Raw genomic sequence first — 11,886 nt, 5'->3', positions numbered from 1 at the left:
ATCGCTTATTAGGGCGCCGCAGAAAAAAACAGGCGGAACCGAAGCCCTTAAGACTTCATACCTTCCGCCTGCCCATCCTGCTTTACTCAACCGCGCGATGATATTAACTTGGTTTATTTCTTCTGCATGGCCTGGTACATCTCATTGGCTTCCTTCTCCAGCTCCGCGCCGCCCATGCTGTTCCATTGCTTGACGAAGTCGTCGAAGGCGGAAACCGGCTTGTTCCCGAATACGATAGCAGCATAGGTGTCCACCTTAAGCTTGGTCAGATCGCCCCAATATTTGCCCGAGGACGGCAGCACATCCGGCTTGCCGAAGAGATCGCTGACGGCGCCGTCGTACAGCGTCCGCAATGCCGCCGCTTCCTTGTCGGCGAACTTCTCGAACAGCTTCGGATTCCCCTGGTCGGCGAATACGGTAGTCAGACCGGTGGTATCGAAGAGGCCCTCCGTCTGCAGCTTGGCTCCATCATCAAAGGGAGGAATGCGCTTGAAGCCGCTGTTGGGCCCCTTGGAGGGATCGGCCAGCTCGTAATGCTTGCCCTCCACCCCCCAGGTCATGGCCAGGTAGGTTTCCTCATCATTTTGGATCGTATTGATGATTTCCAGAATCTTGGCCGTCTTTTCCGGCTGGTCCTTCAGCTGCTTGCCGAAGGCCCAGATGTGGCCGGCCGTGCCCCAGGCCCAGCCGTGCTGGCCGCCGGGCCCCTTTGGAAGAGGGCCGAAGACCACACTGGCGTTGGGATCGATTTTGCGGGCTTTATTGATGTTGCTGTTGGGATTGGTCAGTGATATGTGGGCTGTGGAGTTGCTGTCCAGAAATGCCACCTTGCCATTGACGAATTTCACATCCAGATCCTTGCCGGTTACGAACTCCGGATCGATGTACCCTTTCTTGAACCAGTCCGCCAGGAGAGTCAACGCCTCCTTCGCTTCGGGCTGGATAGCGGCGTTCACCACCTTGCCGTCCTTCACCATCCATTGGGGCGGCATAACGCCGAAGGCCCCGAAGATGGTATGAAACTGGGCGTAGTAGCTGTTGCCGATAGTGCTCATGCCGTACACGCCAATCTCCTTCAGCTTGGCGAAGGCCGCCTCGAACTCCTCCAGCGTTTCCGGAATTTTATCCACCCCCGCTTTCTTCAGAAGATCCTCCCGCCACGCTTGCTTGGCATTGTACTTGCCCAAGTAATAGACAGTGGGCACGCCGTAATTTTTGCCGTTGTAGTTGGAGTAGTACCAGCTCTGGGGAGCAACCTCGTTCAGCATGGCATACGTATCGGGAGCATGCTGCTTGATCGCATCCACCGGCAGCTCGGCCAGGAGCCCCTGGGAGGCGTACTTGAACAGGTCCTGGGATTCGCCCACGTAGAACACATCCGGGATTTCATGGGACGACAGCAAAATTCGCTGCTTATCCACATATCCCGTGTTCGGACTTAGGACCGTCTTCAGCTTGACGTTGAATTTCTTCTCGATATATTGCTGGGCGTAGGAATTTTCCTGGGTGTTGCTGGGAAGCGGCATCCAGGTAATCTCCATGGGAGCCCCATTCTCCGCCCCAGCCGTGGCTGCGGACGCGCTTGCGCTTGCCTCCGGAGCCCCGCTGTTCTCTTCCTTGGAGCAGGCGCCAAGCGCGATGGACATCAGCAGCATAGCGGCTGCGCCAAGCGCCCCCCATTTCCGTTTGACCGATTGCGGTTGTTTCATTGGTGTAATCCTCCCTTTTTAAAGTTTCATGGCTCTATTATGAAGTCATCTGACTGCATAATCACGGTGGCTGACTCATCTGTCCGGCGAACATCCCCTAACCCTTCACCGAGCCCAGATTGATCCCTTTGACAAAATAGCGCTGCACAAACGGATACACGAACAGAATGGGCAAGCAAACAACCATGGTCGTCGCCGCCTTCAGCGTCTCCGGGGTATAGACTGTCAGATCGGTCATGGTTTCATTGGGCATCAGGCTTGCGCCCTCCAGCACCGTCCGCCGCAGGAACAGCTGCAGCACCTGCTTCGCCGGATCGTTGATGTAGATAAGCGCATCGAACCAGGCGTTCCAATGTCCCACAGCCGACCACAGCGCGATGACCACAACTACCGGGAGGGACAGGGGAAGCATGATCCGCAGGAAAACGGTTCTCTCTCCGGCCCCGTCCATTTTGGCCGATTCGATTACCTCCGAGGGTACTCCTTCGAAGAAATTCCGCATGATGATGATGCGAAAGGCGCTTACCGAGCCGGGAAGCACCAGGGCCCAGATCGTATCCACCAGATGAAGCTGCTGAATCAGCAGATAAGTCGGAATCAAGCCGCCGCTGAACAGCATGCTGAATATGAATAGAAATGTAACGATTTTGCGATGGGGAAACGTCCTTCTCGACAGCGGATAGGCCACCGTGGAGGTTAAGAGCAGCACGATGCCCACCCCCAGCACAGTTCGCAAAATCGTATTAAGATAGGCCGTTCCAAGCTCGGGATGCTGAAGCACCTTCCTGTAGGCGTCAAAGGTGGGGTGCAGAGGCAGCAGATGGAGACCCTGCTTTGCCGCGTCCGCAGGAGTGCTTAAGGAAATGGTCAGCTCATACAAGAACGGATACAGCGTCATGAACCCAAGGGCGCACAGCAGCAGCGTATTGACAATATCGAAGGCTATTTCGCTTTTGGCCTGTTTCATCGACGGTCTCCTCCTACCATAGCCCCTGATCCCGGTCGTACCACTTCACAAGCCGGTTGGCGGTGAGCACCAGTGTCAGTCCCACCAAGGACTTGAAGATACCTGCCGCTGTACCCAAGGAATAATCCATCGTCAACAGCCGGCGAAGCACGTACGTATCCAGAATCTCCGCCACGCTGGAGGTGGTGGGGGTCATCAAATTGTAAATCTGGTCAAAGCCCACAGACAGAAATCCGCTGATGTTCAGGAGGAACATAATGATAACTGTCGGCATGATGGAGGGCAGCGTAATCTTCCAAATTTGCTGCCACCTGCTGGCTCCGTCTACCGTAGCCGCATCGTACAGAGTCGGATCAATGGAGGTCAGCGCCGCAAAATAAACGATGGACCCCCAGCCCACTCCCTGCCATATATCGGATGCTACAACAATCCCGTAGAAGTAGCGGGGGAACAGCAGCCAGCTTACAGGCTCCAGGCCGAACCAGCCGGTCAGCTGATTGAAGCCTCCGTCCTGGCCAAGGAAGCTGAACAGAATGCCGCTTAGGATAACCCAGGAGAAAAAGTGGGGCAGATAGGACAAGGTCTGAATCACCTTGCGCAGCAAAACGAGGCGAACCTCATTAAGCATCAGCGCCAGAATAACGGGGGCGGGAAACACAATAACCAGCTTCAGAAGGGAGATGACCACCGTATTTTGCAGCGCCTCCATAAATCCCGCTCCCGTAAAGAGCCGCTCAAAGTGCTCGAAGCCCACCCAGGCGCTTCCCCAAATCCCCTCCAGCATCTGATAGTCCTTAAAAGCGATCAGCAGGCCGTAAATGGGAACATATTCAAACAGCAAAAAGACCAAGAAACCCGGCAAAAACATCAGGATCAGTCCGCCGTGCAGCCTGTAGCTGCGCAGGAGCCGTTTCCAGCCGGGAACGCGGCGGCGGCTTGCCTGTTCAGCCGTCGTCCATGCAATGGATTCCATATGTCATAACCTCCGTAAGCGATAGTGCCAATTGGTGACTTCAGCATACGAAGGAGCCGGTTCCACATCAATAATCATCTTTCGAAAGGGCGGCCGAGCGATATTCGCCGGGGGTCTGCCCCTCCTGCTTCTTGAACACGCGGATCAGATGCTGGGCGTTGCCGTAGCCTACCTCCCGGGCAATCTGCTGCACCGTCAGGTCCGTATCCCGCAGCAGCTCCTTGGCCTTGGTTATGCGAATCGCTGTTACATAATGGATGAAGGTATCCCCCGTCTCCTCCTTAAAAATCAGGCTGACGTAAGAAGGATTCATCCGCAGCTCATCCGCCAATGCCTGAAGGGACAGATCCTGGGCATAACGCTCCTCCACCATGCGGAAGGTCATCTGCACCACTTCATTCCGCCGCTTGCTCTTGCTGCCCATGATCCGGTCCAGCACCGGGGGAAATACCGCCTGGAGGAACCAGACATTCATCGCCTCTTGATCCTCCAGCTGGAAGAAACGATCATAGGGATTCCAGCCCTCAAACAAAGCCCCGGGGTCCTCCACATATTCCTGGGCAAGGCGAATAATCGAAACAAGCAGCTGCAGATAATAGGTCTTGAGCATATGGGAAGGCGGAGAGCATCCGGCAATTTCCTGCGCAAATCTCCCCAGAGCCTTTTCCGACCTGGCATTGTCGCCGTCATGCAGGCCGTTCAGCACTTCCTCCTCCGCTTCGGACGGATAGCGGACCAGCCGGGTGATCCCGGTCTCCGCCATGAAACCCGGCAGAAGCGCGTCTCCGGGCTTCATCCAATTAAGCCGGAGAGCCCGCAAAGCCTCTGCATAGGACAGGGACAGCTCATGAAAATCGTTCACTACCGAACCGATCCCCAAGGTAACGGTATGCCGCAAATATGTTTTTACATTGACCCGGATCATCTCTGCCATCTCCAGAAGCTCCGGGTTGCCATAATGCTCCGGCAGGTTGAAGATGACAACGGTGTGGTCGTGGGTAATCAGGGTCTCCACATGGCATTGCTCCTCAAACAGCTCGTTGACGATATTCGCGGCGGCAAATAGAAACAACGGTTTATCCTGCTCGGCAAACCGTCCCTTGTCATCAAGGACGTCCATCTCCAGGGAAATAACTGCAAACTTCGACAGCCCGAACAGATGAAACTCACTGCTGTACAGCTCGGCCAAACGGCTGACGGAATTCCTGTTGCCGACAAGAGAGGATAAGAGATAATGGGCGCGCAGCAGGGGAAGCTGCTCTTTCCACGCCGCCTTCACCTGGAGCACCTCCCGCTTCAAATGGGAAATGTTATGCTCGATATAGGCGATTTGACCGGAGTATCCGCTTTCATTCGCTTGCGCAACGGTGCTCTCGTGAGACGGATCGAACAGGCGCAGCAGCCGGCGTATGCCGTTTTGAAAACGGGCGAAGCTGAAATACGCCGTGATCAGGGCAAGGGCCGACAACAGCACCGTGCTGACAATGGTGATCCGCTTCAGCAGCAGGACGCTGGCGCTGACCGTCTTGACCGGAACCAGCATGGCGTAGGTCCAGCCGTTGCGGTCCGATTGCCGGAAGGTCACGAACATATCCGAACGCTCCGTGCGGTAGGTGCCGCTTTTGCCTTGTCCCGGCTCAAGAGCCGACAGCAGCTTGCCCACATCCTCCCGGGCCGTCTCTGGAGCGCTTCCCCCGCGGATCATCAGCTCCCGGTTTTCATTAAACAGCATCATGGCGCCGTCGGATTCCAGCGGAAATTGCCCGAACATATCCCCAATGTACCCGGCGGATAGATTGACCAGGAGCACCGCCTTGGCCTCGGAGTATAGAAACGGCAGTACCCTCACATAAGTCAGCATGGATTCCTCCTGCCCCAGCCGGTTGACGCCGATTCTCGGAGCAATCCAGAAGCTCTGCTTCTTGGCGGCAAGGGCTTCCTCCAGATAAGGCATCCAGGAGGTATCCTTGTATTGCCCCGAATCCAGGCTGGTGAACTGCTGGGAGGAGATGATAACCTGCTGCCGCAGATGCAAAAAGGCCACAGACTCGATGCCCTCTACAGAGCTGGCGATGGAAGTCAAATCCCGCCTGACCTCTTCGCTTAAGCTCAGACTGCCGAGAATGGGCTCCGCTCCCGTATTCATCAGCGCGATCAGATTGGATTGCATGGCCAGCTGGGTGGAAAAGCTTTCGATCTGGCTGACGGCCGCCTCCACCTGCCTGCTGATCTGGCTCATGGCCGAAAAGGAGGAACGGTTCACCTCCGATTCGATCAGCCGGCTTCCCATGACATACATAAGCGTGCCGAAGCCGACAACCGGCAGCAGCGATAATGCAAGTACAACGGATATGACCCGCAGACTGATGATTGTTGCACCCCAACGCTTGATTCGGTTCAAGGCTGTGCGCACCTCCGATTATGCTTTTGTTGAATCATACCCCATTATCATATAAGTAAGGGATGCGGCATTCCAATGCAATGACGACTTTTTTAAAAAGTCCTTGCAGGCTGCCAAATCTCCTTGTCACAAGCAGCTTCATATCCAAAAAAAAGGACGCACCGCCATATCCGGCGGCCGCCCTTCCATTTCCACGAGAATTTCACAATCTATGAAGATGCTGCTCCGCAAACTCATTTCGTTCAAGGAACGATTCGGATGATTACTTTATTCTAATGATTACCTTTCCTTTGGCACCTCCGCCCTCTAGGTACTGGAATGCTTGCCCGGAATCCTTCAACGGATACACCTTATCAATAATGGGCTTAATGTGCCCTGCCTCAATAAATTCCTTTAAAATCTTCAATTGCGCTCCACTCGGTTTCATAAAAAGAAAATGATATCCCGTTTGGCTCTTCTTCTCAAGAGCGGTGATCTTACGGCTCACCATGGACAAAATCGCCGTTTTCATCCACCCCAACTTTGCTTCCTTTCCAAACCTTGCGTTTGGCAGACCAGAGATGGATACGATTTGTCCGCTTGGCTTCAGTATACGGAATGATTTTTCCAAGGCTGCTCCTCCCAAAGTATCATAAACCGCGTCATATCCGGTAAGCATCTCTTCAAAATTCTCTTTTTTATAATTAATAATCAGATCGGCTCCCAAGGATTTGACCAAATCATAGCCTTTATCGCTTGCTGTTGTGGCAACAAAAGCTCCCATTAATTTAGCCAATTGAATGGCAAACGTCCCCACGCCTCCTGAACCTGCGTGAATCAGAATTTTTTGACCCCTTTGAAGATGCAAAATATCGGTAAAGGCTTGGTAAGTCGTAAGTCCGACCAATGGTATAGAGGCAGCTTCCTCAAAGGTTAGATTCCGCGGCTTTAACGAAATATCTTCCTCATGTACAGCAATATATTCCGCCAATGTGCCGATACGGCTCTTGCGTGGTCTTCCATACACCTCATCGCCTGGTTTAAATGCACTTACTCGGTCGCCTACCTTAACTACAATCCCAGAGAAATCATTTCCCAAAATTAAAGGAAACTTGTACTTTAAAAGGAATTTCATTTTCCCTTCCTTTATTTTGAAATCGATTGGATTTAGACTGGCGGCATGAACTTCTACCAGCACATCGTGTTCTCCGATATCAGGGGTGGGCAGCTCCGACATCATTATCGGGGTATTCTTCCCGTACTTCTCAATGATCATAGCCTTCATTTTGCTTCACTCTCCATATGGTTATTGGTTTAAACAAATGAACTAATAGTACAAAAAATTGGTTTGTAACTCCTCCCCAATGTCTATTGTTAGTCATCAAACCCTGCTGCACTCCGCTTCCACCGCGGCAATTAATGATTTGAGCTGCTCAAGAGGCTGATGGAGAGTCAGCACATAGTAATTTTCCACGCTCTTCTTTTCAAAATTAACGAAGCCATTCTGCTTCAACACCTTCAAATGATGGGAAATGGCCGGCCTGGACAATTTGATATGCTCTGCTATCGTATTGACATTCAGTCCCGATTTGTGTTGTCCCAGCAGCATAATAATGGCTTGACGGTTTTCATCTGTCAGCACTTCCAATAGAGGGATGCACTCCTTAAATTGCTTCTGAATATGTTCGACCTGACTCATACACTTCCCCCATTCCGTTCATTGGTTTAATCAATTAAACTAAATATAAACCATCTGATAACATCAATTGTTAACAAATTGTTGAAGCAAGAAGTAATATGTACCTATGGACAATTTTGGAATGTGGATGGCATGATAGAACTAGTACAACGTCTCGTAAATTCGTTCCCCATTAAACCACTCTATTGCGTTATGGTCTTTTTCGGGTAAAAACCCAGAAAAGGAACAGGGCGGTGAATCCCGATGGAAACGATTCGACTGACGACCAAAGAACACAAACGCATCAAAAAGATGAAAAATGGCCGTAAAACCGAGTACCGCATGAAGGAGCGGGCCTCCATCATTTGGGGACTCGCGGTACAACGCAAGCATCAGGCTCAGGTAGCCCGAGAGCAACAGGTGAGCACCAAAACCGTTCGGAAATGGCATCGCCGTTTCCTTGAAGATCGTGTAGAGGGTTTGGAGGATGCACCGCGACCGGGTGCCCCGTTGACCTATGACGAAGCCTTACGTTGCGAGGTCATTGCCGTGGCGTGTGATCAGCCCGCTCACTATGATCGGCCAGAGCAAACGTTTTGGACCTATGACACCTTGATTCAGGTTCTCCCGGAGGCGGTTGAAGGGGCGACCATGAGCCGCTCCACGGTCTGGCGCATCTTGAACGATCACGCCCTCAAGCCCCATCAGCATACCCTGTGGTTGCATAGCAAAGACCCTCACTTCCGGGAAAAGGTGAACGACATTGTTGGGCTGTATCACGCCGATCTTCCCGACGACGTGGCGCTCGTGGGAATCGATGAAAAGACCGGCATGCAAGCGTACAGAGAAGACCAACTTTACATTGATGGTGAAGAATGTAGTGAGAATTTTTTAAGTACAGGAACGAATGATTTTGGTCTGGAGGAAGTGACATTTCAAAAGAGAGTACCGGATAATTCATATTTTGTGCTTGGAGATAATCGCTCTCACAGTATGTATAGTCGTATTTTGGGATTTATTAAAAAAGATCAAATCAAGGGGAAGTTACTGCCAATGTTAAGGGTCACTTTTTAACTGGTTATTGATTGCCACGCCAGTTTTGGCTGGTCCGTGAAATAATGTATAATGGCCTGATCTCAAGGATATGACGGATGTAGTCCCATTTTCCGGAGGATTTATGGGGGAACATGGACTATCCGGCCTAAGCGCCCCTTGTTCAAAAATTGGAAATTACCTCGGAATGAGGTATAATTCAGCCAAGGAGTGATGCTTTTGAAAAAGACAATAATGACGTTAATGATTTTCCAGTTGTTATTTTTAACTGCTTGTACACAACTGGAACCTGATGTTACGACACCACACCAACAAGCCATTACAAGCGTTGATGAACACATTGTAATAACAGAAAGTAAAGATAAATCCATTGCAATTCTAGGCAAACCAGACAATTCTTCGGGAGTATTTCACGATATCCAAGTGAGAATAAACGGGAGTACAAAGTCATTCCAATGGGAAAACGTAACAAGCCCCTCATTTTATCCCGAATTATGGGTAGCCAACGTAGATGACGATTCAGAAGATGAGATCGTTATTTCGCTGACTAAGGGCCATGGAACTGGAATAAGAGCCTCAGAACTTCATGTCTTAAACATGGATTTTTCTGAAATACCAGTTGATAACCCAAAGAATTCAATTAAGAAATATGTTCAGACCTCACTATTGATTAATGGCGAAAAGAGAACTTACAGTATTACCGTAAAAAATAAGAACTATAGTTACGAGTATAATAATTCTGACGCCGGTTCATGGCTCGATGATGTTGCATTTGGGAATATTGTTCGATACCGAATGCAAGGTGGAGCTATCTATGTCGAGGTTTCTGCACAAGTGTCTCCAGGACATTTTATCGGAGCAGTTGACGCGGTGTATGGTTACAAAGATGGTCAGCTTCAAATCGAAGGGTTGCAGTTTATTGAAAACAGATGAATCAACGCAGTATCCTAAAATCGGATACTGCGTTGATTCATTTCATAATGAGTTTAATAGCCTTCTACACGGAAAAAGGTTTGATTGTCTACGATCACTTTTTCAACAATTTTTTTGTTGCCTGCTCCGAAATTCCAGTATTCCTCGCCGCCAGATTGAATCACGTTGTTGTTAAAATAAGAGTTTGTCACGAACCAAAGGCAATTTCCAATCGGGTTGGGAACAGACAAAGTTCCTAATGTCACACTAACGCAATCATCCCATGCTGTGGAATTTGTATCCGGTTCCCTGGCACTGATTGTAGTTAAACCTTCAAAGGCATATGGCTTAAGCATAATTTCCTTATAAGTGTCTCCACCAAACTCGGAATCACGTGCTGGATGATCATACCGATTGTCGAGAACCTTTCTTACTCCTACCTTGCCTTCCGTCGATTCCCCGCGGGCTTCAGAATAGATCAATCGCGCCATAATGTCTACTACATCCAGCGGATCAAACTCACTTAGACCAGATAAATTTTGAATAGGGTCTCCCCATGCCATTTTCCATACCTCCTGTTGGATGCAGCGTGGCCACACTCACATCCTATCAAAATAGTAAATAACCTCCAGAGATATCTCATAGTATGCTTAGCTGGATTGCCTGTTTGGACTCTTTGTCCACGAAATCGAAATCCGCTGTCGCCGATCGAGTAGGAGGCTACCCATTAGTTGAGTAGCCGACCTCTCACACTACCGTACGTACCGTTCGGTATACGGCGGTTCAATCGTTTGAGTGCACGTTACGAAGATGCTCGTACCGGGCGGGGAAGTCATAATACCCTGCCTGTGCGAGCTTCTCGTTTGTTACAGAGCGATTTAGCACTGCGCTTCCGGCAATGCGCCAGTAGCCCAACCTTGTATTTCCCCATTGGTACGCCTGCCACTCCGGTATCCCTAATTTTCGTAGGTTTTGCACCTTTGTAGTCTTAGCTTGTTCTCTAGGTATTTTCGGCTGGATTCTAGAAGTCGCGTTGCTGCCCGTTTGCTTTTCGCCAGCACGACGATGTCGTCTGCATAGCGGATGACGATGACGCCTCGCCTTTCCATCTCCTGATCGAATTCGTTCAGATAGATGTTCGCCAACAGGGGCGATAAGGGGCCTCCTTGAGGCGCACCTTCCTCGGTTTCCCGGCGAACTCCGTTTTCCATGGCCCCGCTTTTCAGATATTTCTTTATCAACTCGGTCACGCGCTTGTCTTGGATTTGTTTACGGAGAAGGTTCATCAGCAATTCGTGGTTCAGCGTGTCAAAGTACTTCGAGAGGTCGATTTCCACCGCATGGCTGTACCCCCGCTCCGCATAGACTTTCACTTTCCGGATCGCCTGTTGCGCGCTCCGCTTCGGACGGTAGCCATAGCTGCCCTCTGAGAAGAGCGGCTCGAACAACGGTTGCAGTTGTTGGGCAATCGCTTGTTGGATGACGCGGTCTACGACTGTCGGGATGCCGAGTTTTCTCACTCCGCTTCCATCTGGTTTGGAAATCTCTTTGCGCCGCACCGGGCTTGGCTTGTATCTGTCCTCCCGGATACCTTGCAAAAGTTCGTCTCTGTTCTTTCGCAGCCACGGTAGTGCTGCCTCGACAGTCATTCCATCGATGCCTGGTGCTCCATGGTTGCTTTTGACCTGCTTGTAAGCTCTATTCAGGTTGTCTCTGCTTAGTATCTTTTCAAGCAGGTCGTCTGCACCGTCTCTTTCTCTACTTTCCCGAGCTCCGGCACTCCGCGCTCCCGCATTCTCAACGCGATCCACACTATCCCTTTGAGGGCAGCCCTTTCGGTATTCTGCTTTCAACACGCCGGTTCTCCTTCCTGTACCTACTCAAGACTTACGATTGTTCGGCCCTTCCCGAAAAAAAAAATTCGGTAGTATGGCCTCTGCTGACTTCTCACAGCAAGCTTTACTCCATGTTTCGGATTTTTTTCCCTACTCCACGTCTGTGAGATCTCCCCGGGTAAGAGCGATAACTTTCCCCTCATCTATCTGCCACATCTACATGGTGGAGATTCGGGCAGTATTGGACTTTGCTTTGTATAGCAAGCTCGTCCGTCTCCCCATGCCTTGTATGTGATTTCTGTTCGTCAGACCGAGGGTTTGCCTCCGGCTTCCTTCAGATTCCGCCTCGCGACGGACACCCTTGCCTTCAGCTAACAGT

The 11,886-nt window shown here is 50.8% G+C and carries 10 protein-coding genes; 2 read left to right on the top strand and 8 right to left on the bottom strand.

Annotation, left to right across the window (positions count from 1 at the left end):
- Nucleotides 1-113: 113 nt before the first annotated feature.
- The 6 genes from DQG13_RS14635 to DQG13_RS14610 form a co-directional block, all read right to left on the bottom strand.
- Nucleotides 114-1,709 (bottom strand): type 2 periplasmic-binding domain-containing protein, encoded by a 1,596-nt coding sequence (locus DQG13_RS14635; protein WP_113020525.1) that lies wholly within the window; start codon nucleotides 1,707-1,709, stop codon nucleotides 114-116.
- Nucleotides 1,710-1,806: 97 nt separating this feature from the next.
- Entirely contained in the window at nucleotides 1,807-2,676 is an 870-nt protein-coding gene (locus DQG13_RS14630; RefSeq protein WP_113020524.1) for a carbohydrate ABC transporter permease, read from the bottom strand.
- 13 nt (nucleotides 2,677-2,689) lie between these two features.
- A complete protein-coding gene (locus tag DQG13_RS14625) occupies nucleotides 2,690-3,649 on the bottom strand; it encodes an ABC transporter permease (protein ID WP_113020523.1) in 960 nt (319 codons plus the stop codon).
- Between the two features lie 67 nt (nucleotides 3,650-3,716).
- A complete protein-coding gene (locus DQG13_RS14620) occupies nucleotides 3,717-6,050 on the bottom strand; it encodes a helix-turn-helix domain-containing protein (protein ID WP_113020522.1) in 2,334 nt (777 codons plus the stop codon).
- Nucleotides 6,051-6,312: 262 nt separating this feature from the next.
- Nucleotides 6,313-7,314 (bottom strand): NADP-dependent oxidoreductase, encoded by a 1,002-nt coding sequence (locus DQG13_RS14615; RefSeq protein ID WP_113020521.1) that lies wholly within the window; start codon nucleotides 7,312-7,314, stop codon nucleotides 6,313-6,315.
- Nucleotides 7,315-7,410: 96 nt separating this feature from the next.
- The gene (locus DQG13_RS14610) at nucleotides 7,411-7,728 is read right to left on the bottom strand and encodes an ArsR/SmtB family transcription factor (RefSeq protein WP_113020520.1); all 318 of its coding nucleotides are present in this window, start codon (nucleotides 7,726-7,728) and stop codon (nucleotides 7,411-7,413) included.
- A gap of 243 nt (nucleotides 7,729-7,971) precedes the next feature.
- On the opposite strand from DQG13_RS14610, the gene lepB reads away from it, so the two are divergent.
- The gene (gene lepB / locus DQG13_RS14605; RefSeq protein WP_113020519.1) at nucleotides 7,972-8,781 is read left to right on the top strand and encodes a signal peptidase I; all 810 of its coding nucleotides are present in this window, start codon (nucleotides 7,972-7,974) and stop codon (nucleotides 8,779-8,781) included.
- Between the two features lie 198 nt (nucleotides 8,782-8,979).
- Complete coding sequence (locus DQG13_RS14600) at nucleotides 8,980-9,693, top strand: hypothetical protein (protein ID WP_113020518.1); 714 nt, start codon at nucleotides 8,980-8,982, stop codon at nucleotides 9,691-9,693.
- A gap of 53 nt (nucleotides 9,694-9,746) precedes the next feature.
- Here DQG13_RS14600 and DQG13_RS14595 read toward each other — a convergent pair whose 3' ends face one another.
- Nucleotides 9,747-10,235, bottom strand: coding sequence for a cell wall hydrolase (locus DQG13_RS14595; RefSeq protein WP_113020517.1), 489 nt, complete (start codon nucleotides 10,233-10,235; stop codon nucleotides 9,747-9,749).
- A gap of 393 nt (nucleotides 10,236-10,628) precedes the next feature.
- Nucleotides 10,629-11,525, bottom strand: coding sequence for a group II intron reverse transcriptase/maturase (gene ltrA / locus DQG13_RS14590; RefSeq protein ID WP_220094377.1), 897 nt, complete (start codon nucleotides 11,523-11,525; stop codon nucleotides 10,629-10,631).
- Between the last annotated feature and the right edge of the window lie 361 nt (nucleotides 11,526-11,886).

This window comes from Paenibacillus sp. YN15, from assembly GCF_003285005.1.
In the GTDB taxonomy this organism is placed as follows: domain Bacteria; phylum Bacillota; class Bacilli; order Paenibacillales; family NBRC-103111; genus Paenibacillus_AR.
This window is presented reverse-complemented; position numbering and strand designations above follow the sequence as displayed.